This window comes from Nonomuraea bangladeshensis (genome assembly GCF_039529455.1).
GTDB lineage: Bacteria > Actinomycetota > Actinomycetes > Streptosporangiales > Streptosporangiaceae > Nonomuraea > Nonomuraea bangladeshensis.
Genome location: NZ_BAAAMV010000023.1, coordinates 26,154 through 49,600 on the forward strand (window position 1 = coordinate 26,154; position 23,447 = coordinate 49,600).

A 23,447-nucleotide genomic window follows, 5' to 3' on the forward strand; every position below is an offset into this window, starting at 1 on the left:
GACTTGGCCGATCGTCAACGCGCCACCATATCGGCCAGGGCCGGAAACGTCTTCAAAACCGAACATAGAGTTACCGTGCGTGTGGTCACCGGCGCGTTCACCCTGTGCGGAGCGGTCATGGGCCACGCGCTGGCGCAGGTGCGGGTGCTTATGGGCGCACGCTGGTGCTGGTCGATCGCGGTCGCGCTGGCGTCGCGCTCGCCGCAGGTGGAGGTGCCCGGCAGTCGCCGGCTGCCGGGCATTTCTCTTTCTCGACCGTACATATTCGCTGCCGAGAAAGGCGCCAAGAAGCCGTCATTCTTACTTGCTGCGGCATTCTTATGACAGTCCCGCCGCCCCGCTGCGTTTCGCCGACGTGCTCGCCCTGGCCCATCCGACGCCGCGCGACGAGATGCGGGCGGCGGTCTTCCGCCACGCGGTCTCTGATCGCGGACGGCGGGATACCGGCCGAGGCCGCCATGGGCCAACGATCATACGACTACAAGGCTGGATCGCCGCGGGTAAAGACCGGCGCGGGCTCCCGCGGCCCGGGCCGTCCATCTCAGGGGCGCCAGCCCGCCAGATACCGCTCGACGGTGTGCCTGGCCGCCTGCCGGTCGGTGAGCTGCGGCCGGTCGGCCGTCACGGCCGCGCCCGGGCCGGTGTTGCGGTACTCGGCGAAACGGCCCTCGCCCGCCCAGGGGTCGTCCAGGACGTGCGCGTCCAGGTAGGCGTCGCGGACCACGGCCGCGCCCGAGCTGCCGAGCGAGACGGATCGGGCGATCTCGCCGGTCAGCCGCCCGCCGTTGACGAGCACGGTGCCGCCGGCCAGCACGTTGCCGGGGCCGGCCGACCTGATCGTGCAGCCGTCCAGGACGGTCGTGCCCTGGCCGCGTACGATGTCCGCGTCGCCCTCGGCGTAGCAGTCGCGCAGGTAGGCGCGGCGACCGTCGGCCTGGAGCACGCCGGCGTGGCCGATCAGCCTGGCACCGTCGAAGGCGGTCCTGTCCCCCGCCGAGCGCGCGGCGGGCGCGGGCCCCGGGTTGACCGTCTCGTCGGTGGCGTTCTGGAGCGTGACGTCCCGGATGGTGACGCCGTCGGCGAGCACGGCGAGGGTGGCGCTCCGGGCGGTGCCCCAGGTGCCGCCGTAGAACTTCGCCGCCCCGGCGGACAGGTCGTAGGTGATGACCACGTCCTCGGCGTTGCCGGTCGCGCCCCTGATCGTCACGTCGCGGCGCCCCGCCCAGACGCGCGGCATCTCGCGGTAGACGCCGGGCCCGACGATGATCTCCGCGCCGGGCGGCGCTGCGCCCACCGCCGCCTGGATGCTGGCGAAGTCGCCGGTGCCGTCGAGCGCCACCGTGATGCGGCGCGGCGCCCGCCGCTCCCCGTCGGCCGGCCCGGCGCCCCGGCTGACGATGCCGGGCACCTTCTCGGCGGGGTCGAGCGTGTAGGCGTAGTACGCCGACGGGTCGAACGCGGTGCCGGCGCTGTCGGAGCGGCCCGGCGAGTCGCGCAGCACGTTGCCCCGCTGCACGACCTGCGAGGCCGGGTCCTTGGCCACGACGGGGTCGGGGACGCCCTGGTAGTAGCTGTTCTCCACGACCAGCCGGCCGGCGCCGCGGATCATCGTCCCGTACATGGCGGTGTCCTGGACGTAGTTGTTGTACCAGTGCGCGGCCTCGGTGTTGTCGATGCTGGCGTTGCGCTGGTGGGTGCCGCGGATCCAGTTGTGGTGGAAGGTCACCTTGGTCACGACGTTGGGGGTCCAGCCGACGCCGACGGCCTTGTTGTGGTCGCTGAAGACGTTCCAGGAGACGGTGACGTAGTCGCTGTCCTTGCGGATGTCGAGCAGGCCGTCGCCGGTGCGGGTGAAGTGGTTGTGGTCGATCCAGACGTGGTGGGCGCCGTCCAGCTGGATGCCGTCGTAGTCCTTGGTCTTGCCGTCCCAGTCGCCCGGCACGTAGCTGTCGCGGATCGTCAGATCGCGGATGATCACGTTGTGCACGCCGTTGAGGAAGAACCCGCCGTGCACCAGCTCGGCGCCCGCGCCCTCGCCGACGATGCTCTTGTCGGAGGCGACCGCGATCTCCCTGCCGTACGGCTCCATCGTGATCGAGCCCCTGACCTTGATCACGTACGGCTCGGCGGCCGTGGCGTACCGCTCCAGGTCGGCCAGGTCGTCCACGGTCACGGTCTCGCCTGCCGCGCCGCCGGTGGTGCCGTCCACCCCCAGGGCGCTCAGCCCGGCGAACCCGTCGGCCCGCTGCTGCTCGGCCTGCGCGGGCGCCGGGGCCAGCAGGAGCCCCGCCATCAGGGCCAGGACCGCCGCCGCCCTCACGAGATCCTCCCCGCGCCGGCGCGCGCCTCCACGTACGCGTTGTTGTAGACGTGCACCTTCCCGTGCCGTACGCGCGGCGCCCGCTGGTTGAGCCCCGACAGCAGGTTGTGGTGCAGGGTGACGCGCAGCTTGCCCGCGTCGTGCTCGGGGTTGTCGGTGTTGCCCCACAGCAGCGACTTGTCGTGCCCGGAGAACACGCTCCACGAGACGGTCACCAGGTCGCTGCCCCTGATGACGTCGAGCAGCCCGTCGTGGTGCGAGGCCGTCACCGCGGCGACGGCGAGTGCGACGACAGCGTGCATCAGCCGTTCCTCTTCTTGTACGCGGCCTGCGCCTCGGTCAGCTTGCCGGCGAACTCGTCCAGGAACGCCTTGGCGCCGGTCTGGCCCAGCAGCACCTTCTGGAACTGCGGCTCCGCCCACGTCTTGGTGATCTGGTTGAACTCCGGCAGGTGGTAGGGCATCTGCACGACTTTGGTGGCCGGGTCGTTCAGCACCCGCTGTGCCTCGGTGATGTGGGCGGCCTTCGAGGGCGGCACGTCGGTGTTGGCCGGGATGACGCCGGTTTGCTCGGCGAGGTAGCCGCCCATCTCCTTGGCCGCGAAGAACTCGGCCAGCTTGGCCGCGGCGTCCTTGTTCTCACTGGCGGAGAAGACGGCGACGCCGCCGACCGGGTTCGACAGCACGGTCTGGGGGCCGGTGTCGGACTTGGGCACGGAGAAGGAGCCCACCTTCTCGTCGCCGAGTGCCTTCTTGTGGTCCTGGTAGGAGCCCAGGTTGTGCTGCATGATCGCGATGCTGCCCGCGGTGTCGAATTGGGCGACCATCTTGACGTAGTCGTTCTGCAGGTCGCCCTCGGGCGTGTTCTTCTTGTACAGGCCCGCGTACTTCTCCAGCGCTGTCACGTTGCGCGGGTCGTTCAGCGTGGCCTTGCCCGCGGCGTCGAAGAACTCGGTGACGCCCGACTGGCCGTAGACGACCTCCAGCATCTGGGCGACGGAGCCGGCGCCGCCGCGGATGGTGAAGCCGAAGCGGTTCTTGCCGGGCTCGGTGAACGTGTCGACGACCGTGAAGAACTCCGACCAGGTTCGCGGGGGCTCCACCCCCGCCTCCTTGAACCAGTCCTTGCGGTACCAGAACGCGCCGGAGTTGGTGGAGATCGGGTAGATGTACATCTTCCCGTCGGGCACGACGTTCTTGACCGTCGTCAGCAGTGCCTCGTTGAACTTGCCGTTCAGCGCGGGGTTCTTGGCGATGCGCTCGTCCACGGGTTCGAGCGCCTTCTGGGCCACCAGGCTGCCGAGCCCGGAGGTCGAGATGTCGGCCACGTCGGGGGTGCCGCCGCCGGCGATGGCCGTGTCGAGCTTCTGCGGCGCCTGCGCGATCGGCACGCCCACGTAGTTGACCTTGATGGTCGGGTTGGCCTTCTCGAACTGGGCGATGGCGTGCTGCCAGACCGGCGTGCGGGCGGGCCCGGCGTTGGTGTCCCAGAAGGTGATCTCGGTGGTGCCGTCCTCGGAGCCGCCGCCCGAGCCGCAACCGGCCAGGACGGCCGCCAGCACGATGGCGGCCAGCGGCGCGTGTCGTCTCATGTGCCCTCTACCTTTCGATGTCCACGGTGAACGCCTCGAAGATCGCTTCGCCGGTGCCGTCCCCCGCGGCGAACAGGCCGAGCACCGCCCCCACCCAGCGGCCCTGGGTGGCCTGGAAGGGCGCGCCCACTTCCCTGCCGTCGGCCAGGAACGTGACCAGGGCGCCCGCGCCGATCCGCGCGCCGATCGTGACGGCGCCGTCCTGCTCTACCGGGACCGGCTGCGTGTCGCCGCGGACCAGGGTCAGCTTGCCCTCCGCGCCCCGCTCCAGGCCGACGAAGGCCGCGGTGTCGCCGACCACGGCCAGCCCCGCCCTGCCCTCGCCCGCCAGCGTGAGCGTGACGGTGACCGTGCAGGGCACGCCGGGCAGCCGCTGCCCCAGCACGGACGGCCGCGCGCGCAGGTCGTCGGGCCCCGGCACGCAGGCCAGCCGCAGCGTGCCGTCCCGCAGCGCCCACCAGGAGGGGTCCGGGTTGGCCTGCCAGCTCCACTGCAGGCCCAGGCCGGGGCCGGCGAAGTCGTCGGACGTCGCGGGCGTGGCCGGCTCACCGACGGGCACCGGAACCCGGTACTCGGCCACGGGCTCGCCGTCGTTGCCCATGACCGGCCAGTCGTCCTCGCCCCAGACCATGGGCTGCAGGTGCACGACCCGGCCATAGGGGCCGCGGTCCTGAAAGTGCATGAACCAGTGCTCGCCGGACGGGGTGTCCACCCAGCCGCCCTGGTGCGGGCCATTGACGTCGGTGCCGCCCTGCTCCAGCACGATGCGGTCCTCGTACGGACCGAAGATCGACTCGGCCCTGAACACCGACTGCCAGCCCTGCTCCACACCCCCGGCGGGCGCGAAGATCCAGTACATGCCGTCGCGCTTGTAGAGCTTGGGCCCCTCCAGCGTCCGGTAGCCCGGCAGCAGGTCGGCGTCGATGACCAGCGTGCCCTCGTCCAGCACCGTGCTGCCGTCGGGCGCCATGCGGTGCAGGGTGAGCCGGTTGTTGACGCCGGCGCGGCTCTTGGCCCAGCCGTGCACCAGGTACGCCTGCCCGTCCTCGTCCCACAGCGGGCACGGGTCGATGAGCCCGAGGCCCGGTTTGACGATGTGGGGCTCGGTCCACGGGCCGCGCGGGTCCTCGGCGCTCACCCAGCAGACGCCCACGTCGGGGTCGCCCCAGAAGATCCAGAAGCGGCCGTCGTGGTGGCGCAGCGAGGGCGCCCACACCCCGCAGCCGGGCCGCACGTCGTCGTGGCCCCGGGTGTAGGCGTGGCCGATGATCGTCCAGTTGACCAGGTCGCGCGAGTGCAGGATCGGCAGCCCGGGCACCTTGGTGAAGGTGGAGGCCGTCAGGTAGAAGTCGTCGCCGACGCGGATCACGTCGGGGTCGGACCAGTCGGCGTTGAGCACCGGGTTGCGGTAGGTCCGGCCGGTCATCCCTTCACCGCCCCGGCGGACATCCCCTGGACGAGGTAACGCTGGATGAAGGCGAAGACGATGACGACGGGCAGTGCGGCGACGACGCCGCCGGCGGCGAGGGCGCCGAAGTCGACGCTGTTCTCGCCGAGGTTGTAGGCCAGGCCCACGGGCACGGTGAACTTCTCCTGGTCGTTGATGAACATGAGGGCGAAAAGGAAGTTGTTCCAGCTGTGGATGAAGGCGAACGAGCCGACCGCGACCAGCGCGGGCCGCAGCAGGGGCAGCACGATGGCCAGGAAGCCGCGCAGCCGGGAGCAGCCGTCCACCCAGGCGGCCTGCTCCAGCTCGTACGGGATGTTGCGGATGAAGCCGCTGATCAGGATGAGCGAGAGCGGGAGCTGGAAGACCGTCTCGGCGATGACGAGGCTCCACAGCGAGTTCGTCAGGTCCAGCGTGCGGAAGATCTCGAACAGCGGGACGATCATCAGGGCGCCGGGGATGAACTGCGTGCAGAGCATCCCGACCATGAACGCGCCCTTGCCGCGGAAGGTGTAGCGCGCCAGCGCGTAGCCGCCGGCCAGCGCCACCACCGTGGTGGCGATCAGTGAGGCGACGCCGACCATCAGGCTGTTCTGGAAGAAGACGGCGAACCCCATGCCGTTCCAGACCGTGTCGAAGTGCTGGAGCGTGATCGGCCACGGGAAGATCGCCGTCGAACCGGCCGGGCGGAAGGCGAAGACCAGCATCCAGTAGAACGGCACCAGCGTGAACAGCAGGTACAGGGCGAGCGGCAGGTAGATCTGCCAGCGCGGCACCCGGTTGCCCGGCGCCGTCCGCGGGCTCTGGCGCCGCGGGGCCGCCACCGGCCGTTCGGCGACCGCGGTCATGACTTCGCTCCGAACTTGCTCAGGCGCAGGTACGCGATCGAGAAGAAGGCCAGGATGAGGAACGCCACGGTGGTCAGCGCGGTGGCGTAGCCGAAGTCGTGCGACTGGGCGGCCAGCGAGGCCACGTACAGCGGCAGCGTGGTGGTCTGGTGGGCGGGGCCGCCGCCGGTCAGCGTGTAGAGCAGATCCACGTTGTTGAACTCCCACACGCAGCGCAGCAGCGTGGACAGGATGATCGCGTCGCGCAGGTGCGGCAGCGTGATGTGGACGAAGCGGCGCGTCCGGCTGGCGCCGTCCACGGAGGCGGCCTCGTACAACTCCTTCGACACCGACTGCAGGTCGGCCAGCAGCAAGATCGCGAAGAACGGCACCCCGCGCCACAACTCGGCCACCACCGCGGCCCAGAACACGGTGTCCGGGTTGGCCAGCGGCGCCGCCCCGTACTCCATCAGGCCGAGGTCGGCGAGGTAGCGGGACATGCCGGTGAACGGGTTGTAGAGCAGCACCCAGATCGCGGTGGTCAGCACGCCGGAGACCGCCCACGGCGAGAAGACCAGCGCCCGCGAGATCGCGCGGCCGATGAAGCTCTCGTTGACGATCAGCGCCAGCGCCAGGCCGAGCAGGAACTGCAGCACCACCTCGACGGCCACCCACTTGAGGCTGAACCCGAGGCTCTGCCAGAAGATCGGGTCCTCGAACAGCAGCCTGCGGAAGTTGTCCAGCCCGGCGAAGCCGTTGTCCCAGGGCTGGGTCACGTTGTAGTGCTGCAGGCTGTAGTACAGGACGCTGAGCATCGGGTAGACGAGGAACCCCAGCATCGCCACGACCGACGGGGCGATGAGCCAGTACGGGGTCGACGCGCCTGCTCGGCGGGGTCTGGTGCGGGGCGGGGGCGCCGGGACGACGGCCACGTAGCTGACTCCTTCGCGTGGTGCCGGCCTGCAAGCGGTTGCAGGAAACGTTGCGTCAGCACGCTGGCAACGTCAATGGCATGCGAACCCGCCAAGGGCCACTACCAGGGCAAACGCCGAAATCTCGAAATTTTCGCTGGCTCGGCCTGGCCTTGTCCCCGCCCTCCGGAGCAGAGTGGGGGGCATGACGGCCCCCGACACCCCCGCCCCGCTACCGAAACTGGCGGTGATCGCCCGTGAGGCAGGGGTTTCGGTTGCAACCGTTTCCAAGGCGCTGAACGGCCGATCCGACGTCTCGCAGCAGACCAGGCGCCTGATCGCCGAGGTGCTGGAGCGGCGCGGCTACCCCCGCCAGCGGCTGCGGCCCACGCGGGGCAGCATGGTGGACGTCATGCTGCAGGGGCTCGACTCGCCGTACGCGCTGGCCATCCTCGGCGGCGTGGAGGACGCCGCCTGGCGGCTCGGCGTGGACCTGATCGTCTCCGCCGTGGTCGGCCGTACCAAGAACGGCCAGCCCCCGCCCGCCTGGCTCGACCGGATCGGCGCGCGGGACAGCGCCGGCGTGCTGCTCGTGCGTACGTCACCGACCGCCACGCAGCGCGCCTGGCTGACCGACCACGGCATCCCCGCGGTGATCGTCGACCCGCGCCGCAAGCCGCCCGCCGGGCTCTCGGTCGTGGCCGCCGCCAACCGCGACGGCGCACGCGACGCCACCGAGCACCTGATCGCCCTCGGCCACGAGCGCATCGCGATCGTGGCCGGCCGCCCCGGCGTGCCGTGCGCGATCGAGCGGCTGGCCGGCTACCGGGAGGCGATGGCCGCGGCCGGGCTGGCGATCGACCCGCGCTGGGAGGTGTGCGGCTACTTCCAGCGGGAGAGCGCCCTGGAGGCCACCCGCGAACTGCTCACCGCCGGACCGCCCACGGCGATCTTCACCTGCTCGGACGCGATGGCGGTCGGGGTCTACCAGGCGCTGAGCGAGCGCGGCCTGCGGGTGCCCGACGACGTGAGCGTGGTGGGCTTCGACGACTCGTGGGCCGCCGCGCACGTCGCGCCGGCGCTCACGACGGTCCGCCAACCCTGGCCTGACCTGGGCTCCGTCGCGCTGGGCTCGCTGCTGTCGGGCGAGGCGCCGCAGCGGGTCGAGCTGCCGACCACGCTCGTGCTGCGCTCCAGCACCGCGCCGCGCTGAAAGTTTCATGCGTCACCACGGCTTTTCGGCCGCTGTGAATTTGTTTGCTTGACAGACGTAAAGAGGCTGGTGCTTCCTCTGGCCCGAGAGGAAGGAGAGCGCGGATGCCCAAGCTCAGATCAGCAGGCGTCGCCCTGCTCGCGGCCGCCGCGGCAGTGGTTTTCTCGCCATCGCCGCAGGCCAGAGCCGCTACGCCGGTGGCGGGCGGTGTGTACCAACTCAAGGTGACCAAGAGCGGCAAGTGCCTGGACGTGGTGGGCGGCTCCAAGGACAACGGCGCGCTGATGCAGCAGTGGAGCTGTTCCGGGGACGCCTGGCAACAGTTCACCGTGGTTTCGGCCGGCTCGTCGGGGGTTTTCACCCTGCGCAATGTCAACAGCGGCCGTTGTCTCGACGTGCCGAACGGCGCGGCCACCTCCGGGCTGCGGCTGCAGCAGTGGGGCTGCGGCGACGGGCTGAAGAGCAACCAGCTCTGGCGGTTCGTGGCCTCGGGCAGCGGGACGTACCAGGTGGTCAGCGACGCCACCGGCCTGTGCATGAGCGACGAGGGCGCCTCCACCGCCTCCGGCGCCGCGATCATCCAGGAGACCTGCACCGCCAACAGCAACAAGCAGTGGGCGTTCGAGCCTCTGGGCAAGCCCACGGTGGCGGCCGACGGGAGCGGCACGTACCGCACCGTGCAGGCCGCGATCGACGCCGTGCCGGCGGGGAACGCGAGCCGCGTGACGATCACGATCGCGCCGGGGACGTACCGGGAGATCGTCCGGGTGCCCGCCAACAAGCCGTACGTCACGCTCCAGGGACTCGGTTCTTCGGCGAGCCAGACTGTTATCGTTAACAACCACCATGCTGGCGCATACGGGACATCGGGCAGCGCCACCGCGTTCGTGGACGGCCACGACTTCGCCGCCACGAACCTGACGATCTCCAACGACTTCGACGAGACCTCGACCCCCGACGGCCACCAGGCGGTCGCGCTCAACCTGAACGCCGACCGCGCCCGCTTCACCAACGTGCGCCTGCTGGGCGACCAGGACACCTTCCTGGTCAACGACGCGACCAGGGCCTACATGTCCGGCTCGTACGTCGAGGGCACGGTGGACTTCATCTTCGGCGGCGGCACCATCGTCTTCGACAACTGCGACATCTACGAGAAGCGCACCACGGGCGGGCCGATCACGGCCGCCAGCACGGCGGCCACCAAGACCTACGGCTTCCTGTTCTACCGCTCCCGCATCTCCGGCGCCGCCGCGAACACCACCCAGCTCGGCCGCCCCTGGCGCCCCGACGCCCAGGTCCTCTACCGCGAGTCCACGCTCGGCTCGACGATCAGGACCGCCCAGCCGTGGACCGACATGTCCTCGAACTCCTGGCGGAACGCCCGGTTCCTGGAGTACCGCAACACCGGGGCGGGAGCGGGCACGAACGCCAACCGGCCGCAGCTCAGCGACGCCCAGGCGGCCGGCTACACCCCGCAGAAGTACCTGGCCGGGACGGACGGCTGGAACCCCATCGGCTGAGCCGACAGAAAGGGAGAATCATGAAATTTCGTGCAATGCTCACCATGCTCGCCATCCTGTCCGCGATCGCCGTCTCGGCCGCTCCCGCGCAGGCCGCCGTCCCCGCGGCGGGCGGTGTGTACCAGCTCAAGGTGACCAAGAGCGGCAAGTGCCTGGACGTGGCCGGCGGCTCGATGGACAACGGGGCGCAGCTGCAGCAGTGGGCCTGCTCCGGCGCCACCTGGCAGCGGTTCACCGTGGTCTCGGCCGGGTCCGGGCTCTACACGCTGCGCAACGTCAACAGCGGCCGATGTCTCGACGTGCCCGACGGCGCCGCCACCTCCGGGCTGCGGTTACAGCAGTGGGGCTGCGGCGACGGGCTGAAGGCCAACCAGTTGTGGCGGTTCGCGGCCTCGGGCAGCGGAACGTACCAAGTGATCAGCAACGCCACCGGCCTGTGCATGAGCGACCAGGGCGCCTCCACCGTCGACGGGGCCGCGATCATCCAGGAGACCTGCACCGCCAACAGCAACAAGCAGTGGGCCTTCGAGAGCGCCGGCGGCCGGGCCTGGCCGAGCACCGCCGACGGCTTCGCGGGCACCGGCGGCGGCACCACCGGCGGCGCGGCCGGCGCCACGGTCACCGTCTCCACCTATGCCGACCTGGTCAGGTACGCCACCGCGAGCGCCCCGTACGTGATCAGGGTGAACGGCGCGATCACCGTCAGCCCGTACGGCACCGAGATCAAGGTCGCCTCGAACAAGACCATCGTCGGCGTCGGCACCAGCGGCCACATCGTCAACGGCGGCTTCTTCCTCGGCTCCGGCGTCAGCAACGTGATCATCCGCAACCTGACGATCCGCGACACCCGCATGGCCGACGACGACCCGGGCGACGACGGCTACGACTACGACGGCATCCAGATGGACACCGCCCACCACATCTGGATCGACCACAACCACATCGCCCGGATGAACGACGGCCTGATCGACAGCCGCAAGGACACCAGCTACCTCACCGTGTCGTGGAACATCCTGACCGAGAACAACAAGACGTTCGGCATCGGATGGACCGAGAACGTCACCTCACGGATGACGATCCATCACAACTGGACCCGCAACACCAACAGCCGCAACCCCAGCACCGACAACGTCGCCTACGCCCACCTCTACAACAACTATCTGCAGAACGTCAGCGGCTACGGCAACTACGCCCGCGGCGCCACGAAGATGGTGATCGAGAACTCCTATTACGAGAACGTCAAGGACCCTTACTACCGTGACGACGCCGCCCAGCTCCGGCAGAACGGCAGCATCTGCGTGAGCTGCAGCGGCCGGCAGGAGACCGGCGGCTCGGCCTTCACTCCGAGCTCGTTCTACTCCTACACGCTCGACCCGGCGGCCGACGTGCCGTCGCTGCTGCGTACGTACGCGGGCCCGCAGGCGAACATCGGGCTCTGAGCGATCCCCGGGTGTCCGGGCGCGCATCCCGGACACCCCACGGAAGCGATCTTCAGACGTACGCTCGCATCCGATCCAGAAGGCGCGAACCGATGACCGCTCGCCCGCTCGTCCGACCTGTGGCTCGGCGGCCACGACCACTACGAGATCGACCGCGTCGTGAGCTCCTACCCTCTCAGCTGTCAAAGCCCCAACCGGCATCGTTCTCCTTCGGCGATCGCGGTGTGCCGCCTGGCGAAGCTCGGCATCATGAGCGCTCACACCACGCATCCTGTCGCCGCGAATGTCGGTGTCAGCGCGTACGGTCGCAGCGAACCCACGTTCGAGACGGTGATGAACATGACCTCGATCGACGAGCAGGCCGCAGTCTTGGCCCTCACCATGGCCACCCATGACAAGCCCTGGCACCACACCGCCCGAGCCATCGCCGCCGCCGGCAGTGCCAGGAAACTTTTCGACGGCGAGCTCGACGGCCTCCAGGACAACGACAAAGCACACGCCGCCGCCATCAGCGGCACGGTCCGGCACGACGACCTGGATCGGGCGCGCGAGCTCATCTCATCCATGGGCTCGCGCGGCGTCGGCCTCGTCACCGTGCTGGACGAGGACTACCCCGGCAACATGTTCTGGACGAACAGCTACCAGCCGTTCCTGTGGGTCCGCGGCCACCTCGCCCCCGAAGACCATCGGTCCGTCGCCGTCGTCGGCGAACACGATCGTGAACACGCCGCCGCTGCCGCTCGTATCCTCTCCGCAGCCGGATTGACCGTGGTCGCCCCGCTGCACACCGAATTCGGCATCACCGTCCATGAGAACGCTGGACGGACGTGGGGAGTCCTCGACAGGGGCATGGATCAGCTTCAGCGGTCAGGCCGCTATGCAACTGTCGCCGACCAGGTAGCCGAACGCGGAGCCCTGGTCTCGCCGTTCTGGCCCGCGACCATCGCCACCGACCGTACGGCGGCACTCACCCCTATCGTGACCTGCGGGTCAGCAGCGATCGTCTACGTCGTCGACGGCCGCGCCAACGGCTTCAGCCAGCGACATGTCACCGATGCCCTGAAGACCGGCAAGCCTGTCTTCGTGCCCCAGCAGCTTCACCAAGAACAACCATGGGTAGCCCAGGCCGGCTTCCGGGGAGGCATCACTGCCGTCCAGGACATTGACGACTTCTGCCAGCAGGCGGTCAATCTCGTAGATATGGCCTCCCAACCGACCATGTTCTGACCATGGGCCGCGCCGAGACGGTCACCGACCCCGTCCTCCCGCTGTTCAGGAACGTTCCATCGGTGCGTCCCGGAGTCTGCCGGATCTGCCGCACCGGGCCCAACAACAAGCCCAACGGCGAGCCGTACGAAATCTGCTCGAGTTGCGCCCGCACGGTGAACGGGTTCCGCAGATATGCGGAGCCGGTGGTGTCGATCTCCCTGGCCGTCGAAGAAGGGGATGACAACGGGCTGTTCCGGCTCGTGGCGCGCAGAGAAGCTGTCCCCGCCGGCACGGACCTGCTGCGCCCGGTGACCTTGATGGCGGCCACTCTGTCCCGCTTCTACGACGCTCACCAAGCCTGTCTGACCCAGGTGGCCGGCGGGCCCTTCACCATGGTCACCCACATTCCGAGCACCCGGCTTGATCGCCCTGCGGAGGCGTTCCACATCATGCCGCGGGTCATCGACAGGATCGCCGCGCTACGGGCGCTCTACAAGCCGGTGCTCCTGACGAACTTCGAGCACGCGGCGGTGCTCCGGCGACGCGACTCGCACCCGGACGCCTTCCGGCTGATGGGAATGCCGAACGGCGCTCAAGCGCTGCGCGGCGAACGGGTGCTGCTGGTGGACGACCTGTTCGTGTCCGGCGCTCATATGCAGAGCGCCGCGTATGCGCTGTTCAAGGCGGGAGCGGAGGAGGTGGTCGCTCTCGCCATCCTCAGGTTGATCGTTCCCAGTGCCTGGCACGAGAACAGGAGGAGCATCTGGCAGGAGGCCAGTGATCAACCGTTCTCCTTCGACCGCTGCTGCCTATGCTCTTCAACAAAGAGGTGAACTGCATCGTTTCCCCAAGCGGGGAGTGTCAACTGCACTATCTCTGCTTCGGAGTCAGGAAAAGTCGGGTCCGGTCCCCGAGCCAGGCCGCCTCGAGGATCGCGGTCAGGCTGGCGGTGTCGGTCGGGCCTGGATGGTTCTGGATCAAGCGGGTGACGCCGCCGGCCATCTCCGCGAAGCGTGGGAGGTCGGCGCGTGCCACGCCGATGTCCGCCAAGGTGGCAGGGATGCCGATGTCGGCGAGGAGCCCGTCGAGCCAGGTGAGGAACGTGTCCGCGGCCTCGGCGTCCGAGGCGTCGGTCACGTCGAGCCCGCACACCCGGGCGAGGATGGCCAACCGGTCGCCGATGGCGTCCCTGGCCGCGTCCAGCGCGTAGGGCAGCAGCAGCCCGACGCCCAGGCCGTGCGGTGTGTGGGTGGCCGCGCCGATGGGGTACTGGAGCGCGTGCGGAGCCGCGTTGCCCGCGTGGGAGAACGCGAGCCCGGCCAGCATGGACCCGTAGGACATGTCCGCGCGCGCGTCCTTGTCTCCTCCGTCCCTGACGACCTGGGGCAGGCTGCGGGCGATCCGCTCCGCGGCCAGGAGCGCGTAGTGGTCGGTGATCGGGTTGCGGCCGAGGAAGACCTGTTCCACCGGGTCGCGCGGTCCGTGGGCCCGGGGTCGCGCGGTGTAGCTCTCCACCGCGTGGCAGAACGCGTCGATGCCGGAGTGGGCGGTGACGGTCACAGGGCAGGTGTAGGTGAGCTCGGGGTCGACGATGGCGAAGTCGGGCACGATGTGGACGCTGGAGACCCCCACCTTCAGCTCGCGGTCCGGGTCGGTCAGCACCGAGACGGGCGTGAGCTCGGAGCCGGTGCCTGATGTCGTCGGGACCGCGACGAGAGGCGTCGTCGGCCCCGGCACCTTCGACTCCCCGTAGAAGTCGCGAGGCGTCCCGCCGTGGCACCGGATGACGCCGACGATTTTGGCGAGGTCGATCACCGTGCCGCCTCCGATGGCGAGGAGGACGTCGGCGTCCACCTCCGCGGCGGCCGAGACGGCCAGGGCGACATCGGTGAGTGGCACGTCCGGAGTCGCGTCGGCGAACACCCCGACGACTTCGACCTTCTCCCGTACGGCGGCCACGATCTCGGCCACACCCGGCTGCCCCAGCAGGGCCCGGTCGGTCACAATGAGGACTCGCGAGCCGCACTCGGCCACCACTCGTGGGATGTTCTGCGCGACCCCTTCGCCCACGATCAGCTGGCGTGGTCCGCGGACGGTCTCAAGCATGTCAGTGCCTCTCTGGAACGTCGGCGGTGATCTGCCGGGCGGACGTCCGGGTCACCTGCGCGACCGGGACGGCGTCGGCGAGGCGGGCTGCCGGGTGGCGCGGGCGCGCGGGGCGCGGTGCTCCACGGCGGGCGCCCGGAGCAGCAGGCCGGTCACGGTAGGTCGATCGCCACGTAGGTGACGTCGAGATACTCGAGGATGCCCTCGTGCGACCCCTCCTTGCCGATCCCGGACTGCTTCACCCCTCCGAACGGAGCTGACGGGTCCGAGACCAGGCCACGGTTGATGCCGAGCATCCCCGTCTCCAGCCCCTCGGCGAACCGGAGCGCCCGCTGGAGATCACGGGTGAAGACGTATCCGGCCAGGCCGTGCTCGGTGTCGTTGGCCTTCGCGATCACCTCGTCGTCGGACGTGAACGAGATGATCGGGGCCACCGGGCCGAAGATCTCCGCCTCCAGCATCCGCGCGTCGTCGGGCACGTCGACGAGGACCGTGGGCGGGTAGAAGTGGCCCGGCCCATCCGGGCGCTCGCCGCCCACCAGGACACGGGCTCCGCGATCGACCGCGTCGGCGACGAGTTCGTCGAGCTTGGTGACCGAGGCCTCGTCGATCAGCGCCCCGACGTCCACGCCGTCGTCCAGACCATGGCCCACCGAGAGCGCGCCCATCCGCTCGGCGAAGCGTGCCGTGAACTCCTCGCGCACCGGCTCCTCGACGTAGATCCGGTTGGCCGCGATGCAGGACTCCCCCAGGTTGCGCATCTTGGCCACCATGGCACCGTCGAGCGCGACGTCCAGGTCCGCGTCGGCACACACGATCAAGGCCGCGTTGCCGCCCAGTTCCATGGAGGTGCGCAGCACGTTGTCCGCCGCCTGCCGGAGCAGCACGCGTCCGACCTCGGTCGACCCGGTGAACGAAAGCTTGCGGGTCCGGCGGTCGGCCAGCAGTGCCGAGACCACCTCGCCGGCCCGCCTGGTCGTCACGACGTTGACGACGCCCGGAGGGACGCCGGCCTCCTCCATGACGCGGGCCAGGAACAGCATGGTGAGTGGCGTCTGGGGCGCCGGCTTGGTGATCGTCGTGCAGCCCGCCGCCAGCGCAGGAGCGATCTTGCGGGCGCCCATGGCCAGCGGAAAGTTCCATGGTGTCACGAAGACGCAGGGTCCGACCGGCTTCGGCACGGTGAGGATGCGATATCCACCAGCGGGAGCGGTGTTGTAGCGCCCCTCGACGCGCACCGCCTCCTCGGCGAACCAGCGGAAGAACTCGGCGCCGTAGGCCACCTCTCCGCGAGCCTCCGCGAGCGGCTTGCCCATCTCGAGCGTGATCAGCCGGGCGACCTCCTCTGACCGCTCGGTCAGCACCCGGTACGTCGCGGTCAGCAGCTCCGACCGTTTTCGCGGTGGGGTCGCCGCCCACTCCGCCATCGCCTTGCTCGCCGCGTCCAGAGCGGCGAGCCCGTCAACGGCGCCGGCGTCCGCCACCTCGGCGATGGTCTTGCCGGTGGCCGGGTCCTCGACGGCGAAGGTGGCTCCGCCGGCAGCGTCGCGCCAGGCGTCGCCGATCCGGAGCCGCCGGTGCTCGGGCGCCAGGACGTTCATCGGGTCACTCATTGCGTCGCCTCCTGCGATGTTCCTGGTGATTTTCGGCGTGACTACCTCCCGGCCGCGGACAGCGCCAGCCCGGTGCCCGCGTCGAACAGGTGCGCGCGGTCCAGGTCGACCGTGACAAGCAGCCGCTCGCCCGGCGTTCCGGTGACGGTGGTTCGTGCCTTGACCTTGAGGATCTCCGTCCCCACCCGGACGTCGACCACCGTCCGGTCACCGAGCGGCTCAAGGCCGTAGAGCTCACCCGGCAACGAAGCGTCCCCGCGCTGCTCGACGGACAGGTCCTCCGCGCGCAGGCCCAGCAGCAGCGGACGACCGTCCTCAGCCGTGGTCCAGCGGGGCCGCGGCAGCGTCCAGCCTTCCGCCCCGACCAGACGATCTCCCTCGGCGTGGCAGGCGAGCAGGCTGATCGGCGGGCTCCCGACGAATCCCGCGACCCACTGGTTGGCCGGCCGCTCGTACACCTCGGCCGGCGTCCCGACCTGTTGCACCTTTCCCTCCTTGAGTACCGCGACCTGGTCGGCCATGGACAGCGCCTCGACCTGGTCGTTGGTCACGTAGACGAAGGTCGCTCCGAGGCTCCGGTGGATGCGGGTGAGCTCGGTGCGCATCTCGACGCGGAGCTTGAGGTCGAGGTTCGTCAGCGGCTCGTCCATGAGGAACGCGCGCGGGTGACGGACCAGCGCCCGGGCCAGGGCGACCCGCTGCATCTCACCACCCGACAACTGCGCGGGACGACGCTGCAGCAGCCGTTCGATGTGCAGCAGGCTCGACATCCGTTCGACGGCGGCGGCGATCTCGCTCGGGGAACAGCGGCGGGCCCGCAGCGGCGAGGCGATGTTCTCGTACGCCGTGTGTCGCGGGTAGAGGGCGTAGTTCTGGAAGACCATGGCCAGGTCGCGTGCGGCCGGGCTGTCACCGGTCGCGTCCCTCCCGTCCAGGTGCACCGACCCGGCGTCAAGCTTCTCGAGGCCGGCGATCGCTCGCAGGGTCGTCGTCTTGCCCGCCCCGGAGGGTCCGAGCACGACGAAGAACGAGCCGTCCGGTATGTCCAGCGTCACCCCGTCCAGGGCCTGGACTTTGCCGAAGGACTTGCACAGCCCGCGCACTGCCACGGTTCCCATCAGGCCACCAGCTCTTCCGTGCTCACGTCGTAGACCGGCGGTGGCCCGCCGGTGTGCCGCAGCCCGACCGGTGCGTCAGCGGTGAAACGGACAGTCGGTGGCATCCGAACCCGTACGTCGCGCTGTCCGTCGTGGTCGACCACGTAGATGATCTCGTCGCCCAGCCACTCCGCCGAGACCACGCGGGCCGGGACCGAACGTTCCGCCCCTGGTTCCGTGACTTCCAGCGCCTCCGGCCGGACGCCCGCGATCAGTCGACGGTCGCGCGGCAGGCCCGGCGGCGGCGTGAGAGCCAGCCCGCCCTGACCGCGCAGCTTCCCGTCGGCCACCTCCACCTCGATCAGGTTCATCGGCGGGGAGCCGATGAACGCGGCGCAGAAGAGACTCGCCGGACGGTCGTAGACTTCGAGCGGCGTGCCGATCTGCTCGACGCGGCCCTTGTTGAGTATGGCGATCCTGTGACCGAGCGACATCGCCTCGACCTGGTCGTGCGTGACGTAGACCATCGTCGTCCCCAGCTCCCCCTGCAGGTGCTTGATCTCCGTGCGCATGTCCGCCCTCAGCTCCGCGTCCAGATTGGTGAGGGGTTCGTCCATGAGGAACGCGCGCGGTCGTCGCACCAGGGCGCGGGCGAGCGCGACGCGCTGCTGCTCCCCGCCGGACAGCCGGTGCGGTCGCCTGTCCAGGAGCGGGCCGAGCCGCATCAGCCCGGCGGCCTCCTCGACCCGCTTGCGCACCTCCGCCTTGGGCAGTCCCTCGGCCCGCAGCGGGAACGCCAGGTTGTCGCGGGTTCTCAGATGCGGGTAGAGAGCGTAGAACTGGAACACCATGGCGATGTCGCGGTCGGCGGGCGGCAGGTCGTTGACCAGCGTGTCGCCGATGCGGATGTCGCCCGTCGTCTGCCTTTCCAGGCCGGCTACGGCCCGCAGCGTGGTCGTCTTGCCGCACCCCGAAGGGCCGAGCATCACGAACAGCTCGCCGTCGCGGATGGACAGGTCCACGTGATCGACCGCGACCGTCCCGTCCGGGTAGCGCTTGTGCAGGGCGCTCACCTCGATGCCCGCCATCAGCGTCGCACCGCCCCGAGCGTCACACCGGCGACGAGGTGCTTGCGCACCAGGTAGGCGAAGACGAGCACCGGCAGGGCGAACACCACGGAGGCGGCGGCCACGAGACCCCAGTCCACCGTGGTCCCGCCGATGAGGCCGGCGATGGCGGGCGGGGCCGTCCGCACGTCGTCGCTGGAGGTGAGGAAGATGGCGAACACGAACTCGTTCCACGAGAAGATGAGGGCGAAGACCGCCGTCGCGGCGATGCCGGGCAGGAGCAGGGGAAGGGTGAACCGCCAGAACGCCTGCAGGCGGGTGTAGCCGTCGAGCATGGCGGCGTCCTCGTACTCCGCGGGCACCTCGTCGACGAACCCCTTCATCATCCAGATCGTGAACGGGACGTTGAAGGCGGTGTAGATGAGGATCAGGCCGAGCTTGGTGTCGATGAGCCCGACCTGGCGGTACATGAGGAAGATCGGAATCACGACCACCACGGGCGGCATGAAGCGGGTGGACAGGATGAAGAACAGCTGGTCCTTCTTGGCCTTCACGGCGAAGCGAGAGTAGGCCCAGGCCGCCGGGACCCCCAGCACGGTGGCCAGCGCCGTGGAGACCCCGGCGACCAGGACGGAGTTGAGGAACGAGGCGGACAAGGTCGAACGGCCGCCGCCGGAGGCGACGAACACGTCCTTGAAATGCTCCATGGTGACCTTGAAGTCGAAGAACTTGGCCGGGATGGCGTAGACGTCCCGGTTCTCCTTGATGGACGTCTCGATCATCCACAGCACCGGGAAGAGCATCACGACGGCCAGCACGGCCAGCAGCGCGACCTCCAGCACGGCGCGGCCCCGGCCGCCGAAGCGGCGCGAGGGGGGCGTGTGATCCCCGGCAGGGCCTGTGGACACGGCCTCGTCGACGGAGAGGGCCATCAGTCCTCCTTGAGCTTGTTCAAGTAGCGCAGGTAGAGCTGCGTGAGGACGATGACGACGATGACCATGAGGATCCCGTACGCCGAGGCGGTTCCGGTGTTGAAGCCCAGGAACGCGACCTTGTAGACGTGGAACGACAACGTCTCGGTGGAGACCCCCGGGCCTCCGCTGGTGAGGATGTAGACGAGGTCGAACAGCCGGAATGCCTCGATGGCCCTGAACAACACGGCGATGAGAAGCAGCGGCCACACCAGCGGAAGAGTGATGGTGCGGAACTGGAACCACTCGGACGCCCGATCGATCGAGGCGGCCTCGTACAGGTACCTGGGAACCGCGGTGAGGCCCGCGAGTGCGATGAGCATGATGAACGGCGTCCATTGCCAGGTGTCGACCAGGACAAGGGAGAGCAGTGCCGTACGCTGCCGGGTGAGCCACTCCACCTGCCCCAGGCCGAGCGAGCCGAGCATGCTGTTGATCACGCCGAACTGCGCGTCGAGCATGAATCGCCAGAACAGCCCGACCACGACCGGCGACAGCATCATCGGAACCAGGAACAGGGTGGTCAGCAGTCCTCGTCCGTGCGTGCGCCGCGAGATCAGGTAGGCGATGGTGAAACCGAGCACGGTCTGCAGGGCGACCGCGCCGACCACGTAGATCAACGTCGTCAGGGCCCTCTGGTGGACCTGCGGCGAAGTCAGGATGGCGGTGTAGTTCTCGAACCAGAGGAACTGGGCGGGGCCCCCGCGAGTGGCCGAGTAGTCGGTGAAGGACAGGTACAACGCCCACAGCAACGGGAACACCGACATGGCGAGCAACAGCAGCAGCGCGGGAGAGGTGAAGGCCACGGCGAGCCAGCGGTCGCTCAAGCGGCGGGACCGGCCCGGTGCGGGCGGCGTCGCGGACGCCACCCGCCCGGGGTGGTCGGTCGTCAGAGGGGCGGAGTCGCTCACAGTCCGCCGCCGCCCTTGCCGCCGCTGGCGTTGAGCACGGCCTGCTGCTGCTTGGCGATGTCGTCGAGCGCGTCCTTCGGCGCCTTCGCGCCGTTGAGAGCCGCGTTCACGTTGGTGTTCTCGATGTCGACGAGGCGCGCGTACTCGGGGACGTTCCACATGTCCCGCATCCGCGGGACCGAGTCGGTGTACACCTGGTTGAACGGCTGGGCGTTGAGGAACTCGGGCGACTCCAGGGCGTCCGTACGCGAGGGCACGCCACCGGCCGCGGCCCACTTCTTCTGGATGTCACCCTGCTCGAACCACTTCATGAAGTTCAGGGCCTCCGCCTGGTTCGCCTCGGGCGAGTAGGCCGACACGTGCATCCCCATGCCGCCGAGAGGCACCAGGTTCGTCTTCTGGCTCGGCAGGGTGGCGAAGCCCAGCTTGTCGAGAATCTGCTCCCGCGTGGTGCCGAGCGTCGACTGCTTCGGGTCGAGCAGGCCGCCGCTCGCGGCGATCCAGTTGAACGCGATGCAGGCCTTGCCCTGGGCGACCGCCGCGTTCACCTCGTCGATGAACCAGTTGCCGGAGCCCTTGGCGGTCAGCGGCTTCATCTTGTTGACCAGGACGTCCATCGCCTCCTGGCCCGCGGCGTCGTTGAGGACGCCGTCGATCTTGCGCGTCTTGGGGTCCCAAAGGTTGCCGCCGTAGACGCCGTTGACCGTGTTGTAGGTTACGGCCGCGGCGTCGGAGCCGTTGGCCTGGTGGAAGGCCAGCCCGCTGACGCCGGGGTTGTCCGCCTGGCACTTCTCGGCGACCGAGATCATCTCGTCCCAGGTCTGCGGTGGCTTGTCGCCGATCAGGTCCTTGCGGTAGATCATCGTCCAGGTGTCGCCGAGCAGCGGCAGTCCGTACAGGCTGGCGTTCTCGTCACGCTTGCCGGTCTCCGCCTGGGGGAACTGGCCGTAGGCCGCCAGAAGGTACGGGTTGTAGGCCTTGACGTCGATGTTCTTCTTGACGAAGTCGGTGATGTCGAGGATGTTGCCGTTCGTCACGGCCTCGCCGATGTGCTGCGAGTCCAGGATCGGGATGTCGAAGTCGGTCTTGTGCGCGGCGAACTGGGTGAACATCGCGTCGTGCCAGTTCGCGTTCGGCACGGTCTTGACCTTGATGGTCACGTTCGGCCGCCCCTTGGTGTACTCCGCGTTCGCGAAGGCTTCCAGCGCGTGGGCGGGGGGCCAGTCGAACCAGATGAAGCTGAGGGTCAGCGGATCCTTGGTGAGCTCCGGGATGGTCGCCGGCGCCTTGGGGGCGCTGCCGTCCTGACCGCCGCAAGCCACCACGGTCGTGGCCACTAACATGGCCGCCGTAGCCAGCCGCGCCTTTCGACCGGGAACCGACAATCGTCCTGTTCGCTTCGGATACCGCATCTTCTTGCCTGCTTTCTGGGGGGATTTGTGGAGCCTTGCCGCGTGCTTCGCCGAGCAGTTGCCGGGTTGGTCAGGCGAGTTGCCGGCTGTCGCGGGGGCTGATCAGCAGACCGGCGTCACGAGTACGCCGCGACTTCATGGGGCTTCGAGCAGTCGGGAAGTCCTTCGGTCCTGGTGCGGCCCGATGGCGAACCGAAGAGGACGTCGAGCATGCTCATAAGAGCTCCAACTGATCGAAGCGGAGCGATGGCGGGCGATTCCCCGATGGGTGAAGGATGGCTGGCGTCCGCCACCTTTCCTATACGATCCGAGTGGGAGCGTCAACATCCCGCAATGCTGCGAGCGATGCCAGCAGGTTCCCGAAGACGCAAGAAAGGACCTCACGTCACGATGGACGACGAAGCGATGATCGCGCGGCGCCGTGGGGCCATGACAGGCGGAATCCCGCCGGGGAGATCTCGCGGCCGGCTTGCCGACGAGGTGTACGACACGCTGCTCGGACAGATGATGTCGCTGCGGATCGAGCCGGGCTCCCGCGTCACGATCGACGCCCTGGCGCGAGAGCTGGGGGTCTCACAGACGCCGATCCGGGACGCTCTGAACCGTATGGAGGCCGAGGGCCTGGTCGTGCGCGTGCCGCACGCCGGCTATCGCATTCCCCCCCAGATCACCCGTCACCGATTCGAGGACATGCTCGAGGTCCGCCTGCTCCTGGAGCCGGCAGCGGCGCGCAGATCCGCAGAACGCGCGTCCTTGCAGCAGGTGGCCGGTCTGCGGCGGCTGCTGGATGAGATGGCGGAGCTGGAGGGGGGCGGCGGGCTCATGGCCTATGGCGCCTTCGGGCTGCGCGACGCCGCTTTTCACGATCTCGTCGCCCAGAGCGCGGAGAACCAGGTCATCCGCGAAGCGCTCGCCCGCCTGCACACGCACGTGCACCTGTTCCGGCTTCTCCACGACACCCAGGTCACCCACCTGGCCATGGCCGAGCACGAAGAAGTCCTGGCCGCGATCGCCGCGCGCGACCCCGACGCCGCCGCCTACGCCATGCGCCGGCACATCCTGCGGTCCGGCGAGCGGTTCCGGCGGTTGTTCAACGAGGCCAAGGGCGCGGACGGAATGGTGGCAGAGGCTTGACGGGCGGGCCGGGCCGGGGAATGCTAAGTCAACCCGATCGGATCGGATTGGATCCGCCTCACCCGCCTCAGATGCGAGGAGAAGCAGGTGCCCAGAGCGCTGCTGCTGACCGGCGACGCCGCCGAGGAGCTCGACACCATGTATCCCTACTATCGCGTACAGGAGGGCGGCTGGGAGGTTGACGTCTCGTCACGGACGATGCGTGACGTTCAGCTGGTCATCCACGAGTTCGACCCCGACTCCGACGCCTATGTGGAGAAGAACGGCCGGAAGCTGCCGGTTGACGTGCCCTGGGCCGAGGTCGACGTCGAGCGTTATGACGCCCTCATCATCCCCGGGGGACGCGCCCCCGAGTGGATCCGGGTCGACGCCGACGTCAGGCGCATCACCGAGCACTTCTTCGCGCGCAACCTCCCGATCGCGCTGGTGTGCCACGGCGCGCAGGTGCCGGCTGTGTACGGGCTGCTGAAGGGTCGCAAGACGGCGTGCTTCCCGCCCATCACCGGTGACATGGAGAACGCGGGCGCGACGGTCATCGACGCTCCCGACGTCGTGGACGGCAACCTCGTCTCCTGCAGGGGGTGGCCGGACATGCCGAAATTCGGCAGGGCGATGATGGAGGTCTTCTCGAAGTCCGTCAACGCCGCATCGGCATGAGC

20 protein-coding genes and 1 pseudogene are annotated in these 23,447 nt (G+C 69.1%); 8 read left to right on the forward strand and 13 right to left on the reverse strand.

Annotated elements, in window-relative coordinates:
• The first annotated feature begins 3 nt into the window (after positions 1-3).
• Positions 4-324: a hypothetical protein gene (locus ABD292_RS46830; protein ID WP_344219592.1), complete on the forward strand. Its 321-nt coding sequence runs from the start codon at positions 4-6 to the stop codon at positions 322-324.
• A gap of 217 nt (positions 325-541) precedes the next feature.
• Here ABD292_RS46830 and ABD292_RS46835 read toward each other — a convergent pair whose 3' ends face one another.
• From ABD292_RS46835 to ABD292_RS46860, 6 genes and pseudogenes are all read right to left on the reverse strand, one after another.
• On the reverse strand, positions 542-2,320 hold the full coding sequence (locus tag ABD292_RS46835; protein ID WP_344219594.1) for a pectinesterase family protein: 1,779 nt from the start codon (positions 2,318-2,320) through the stop codon (positions 542-544).
• Between the two features lie 32 nt (positions 2,321-2,352).
• Positions 2,353-2,574, reverse strand: a pseudogene (locus ABD292_RS46840) (pectate lyase family protein); the annotation flags it as partial.
• A 47-nt stretch (positions 2,575-2,621) separates the two neighbouring features.
• Positions 2,622-3,911 carry an ABC transporter substrate-binding protein gene (locus ABD292_RS46845; RefSeq protein WP_344219596.1) on the reverse strand — a complete coding sequence of 430 codons (1,290 nt, stop codon included), beginning with the start codon at positions 3,909-3,911 and terminating at the stop codon, positions 2,622-2,624.
• 7 nt (positions 3,912-3,918) lie between these two features.
• Positions 3,919-5,337 carry a glycoside hydrolase family 43 protein gene (locus tag ABD292_RS46850; protein ID WP_344219598.1) on the reverse strand — a complete coding sequence of 473 codons (1,419 nt, stop codon included), beginning with the start codon at positions 5,335-5,337 and terminating at the stop codon, positions 3,919-3,921.
• Entirely contained in the window at positions 5,334-6,206 is an 873-nt protein-coding gene (locus ABD292_RS46855; protein WP_344219600.1) for a carbohydrate ABC transporter permease, read from the reverse strand. Before ABD292_RS46855 ends, ABD292_RS46850 begins: the two co-directional genes overlap by 4 nt.
• On the reverse strand, positions 6,203-7,117 hold the full coding sequence (locus ABD292_RS46860; protein WP_344219602.1) for a carbohydrate ABC transporter permease: 915 nt from the start codon (positions 7,115-7,117) through the stop codon (positions 6,203-6,205). Before ABD292_RS46860 ends, ABD292_RS46855 begins: the two co-directional genes overlap by 4 nt.
• 184 nt (positions 7,118-7,301) lie before the next feature.
• Between ABD292_RS46860 and ABD292_RS46865 the strand changes: the two genes are divergently transcribed.
• The 5 genes from ABD292_RS46865 to ABD292_RS46885 all read left to right on the forward strand — a co-directional run bounded on the left by ABD292_RS46865 (position 7,302) and on the right by ABD292_RS46885 (position 13,310).
• Positions 7,302-8,309, forward strand: coding sequence for a LacI family DNA-binding transcriptional regulator (locus ABD292_RS46865; RefSeq protein ID WP_344219604.1), 1,008 nt, complete (start codon positions 7,302-7,304; stop codon positions 8,307-8,309).
• A 104-nt stretch (positions 8,310-8,413) separates the two neighbouring features.
• Positions 8,414-9,829 (forward strand): pectinesterase family protein, encoded by a 1,416-nt coding sequence (locus ABD292_RS46870; RefSeq protein WP_344219606.1) that lies wholly within the window; start codon positions 8,414-8,416, stop codon positions 9,827-9,829.
• Positions 9,830-9,849: 20 nt separating this feature from the next.
• Complete coding sequence (locus ABD292_RS46875; protein ID WP_344219608.1) at positions 9,850-11,268, forward strand: RICIN domain-containing protein; 1,419 nt, start codon at positions 9,850-9,852, stop codon at positions 11,266-11,268.
• Between the two features lie 249 nt (positions 11,269-11,517).
• Positions 11,518-12,495, forward strand: coding sequence for a DNA-processing protein DprA (locus ABD292_RS46880; protein WP_344219610.1), 978 nt, complete (start codon positions 11,518-11,520; stop codon positions 12,493-12,495).
• A gap of 2 nt (positions 12,496-12,497) precedes the next feature.
• Positions 12,498-13,310, forward strand: coding sequence for a phosphoribosyltransferase (locus ABD292_RS46885; protein WP_344219612.1), 813 nt, complete (start codon positions 12,498-12,500; stop codon positions 13,308-13,310).
• A gap of 37 nt (positions 13,311-13,347) precedes the next feature.
• On the opposite strand, the gene ABD292_RS46890 is transcribed toward ABD292_RS46885, so the two are convergent.
• The 7 genes from ABD292_RS46890 to ABD292_RS46920 all read right to left on the reverse strand — a co-directional run bounded on the left by ABD292_RS46890 (position 13,348) and on the right by ABD292_RS46920 (position 21,585).
• On the reverse strand, positions 13,348-14,583 hold the full coding sequence (locus tag ABD292_RS46890; RefSeq protein ID WP_344219614.1) for an iron-containing alcohol dehydrogenase: 1,236 nt from the start codon (positions 14,581-14,583) through the stop codon (positions 13,348-13,350).
• Positions 14,584-14,735: 152 nt separating this feature from the next.
• On the reverse strand, positions 14,736-16,196 hold the full coding sequence (locus ABD292_RS46895; protein ID WP_344219616.1) for an NAD-dependent succinate-semialdehyde dehydrogenase: 1,461 nt from the start codon (positions 16,194-16,196) through the stop codon (positions 14,736-14,738).
• A gap of 41 nt (positions 16,197-16,237) precedes the next feature.
• Entirely contained in the window at positions 16,238-17,314 is a 1,077-nt protein-coding gene (locus ABD292_RS46900; protein ID WP_344219618.1) for an ABC transporter ATP-binding protein, read from the reverse strand.
• Positions 17,314-18,381, reverse strand: coding sequence for an ABC transporter ATP-binding protein (locus tag ABD292_RS46905; protein ID WP_344219620.1), 1,068 nt, complete (start codon positions 18,379-18,381; stop codon positions 17,314-17,316). The genes ABD292_RS46900 and ABD292_RS46905 overlap by 1 nt, the downstream gene beginning before the upstream one ends.
• The gene (locus ABD292_RS46910) at positions 18,381-19,292 is read right to left on the reverse strand and encodes a carbohydrate ABC transporter permease (protein ID WP_344219622.1); all 912 of its coding nucleotides are present in this window, start codon (positions 19,290-19,292) and stop codon (positions 18,381-18,383) included. The genes ABD292_RS46905 and ABD292_RS46910 overlap by 1 nt, the downstream gene beginning before the upstream one ends.
• Entirely contained in the window at positions 19,292-20,242 is a 951-nt protein-coding gene (locus ABD292_RS46915; protein ID WP_344219624.1) for a carbohydrate ABC transporter permease, read from the reverse strand. The genes ABD292_RS46910 and ABD292_RS46915 overlap by 1 nt, the downstream gene beginning before the upstream one ends.
• Positions 20,239-21,585 carry an extracellular solute-binding protein gene (locus ABD292_RS46920; protein WP_344219626.1) on the reverse strand — a complete coding sequence of 449 codons (1,347 nt, stop codon included), beginning with the start codon at positions 21,583-21,585 and terminating at the stop codon, positions 20,239-20,241. Before ABD292_RS46920 ends, ABD292_RS46915 begins: the two co-directional genes overlap by 4 nt.
• 459 nt (positions 21,586-22,044) lie before the next feature.
• On the opposite strand from ABD292_RS46920, the gene ABD292_RS46925 reads away from it, so the two are divergent.
• Together ABD292_RS46925 and ABD292_RS46930 are read left to right on the forward strand one after the other, a co-directional pair.
• On the forward strand, positions 22,045-22,788 hold the full coding sequence (locus tag ABD292_RS46925) for a GntR family transcriptional regulator (RefSeq protein ID WP_344219628.1): 744 nt from the start codon (positions 22,045-22,047) through the stop codon (positions 22,786-22,788).
• An 87-nt stretch (positions 22,789-22,875) separates the two neighbouring features.
• Complete coding sequence (locus tag ABD292_RS46930; protein WP_344219630.1) at positions 22,876-23,445, forward strand: DJ-1/PfpI family protein; 570 nt, start codon at positions 22,876-22,878, stop codon at positions 23,443-23,445.
• Positions 23,446-23,447 lie beyond the last annotated feature (2 nt).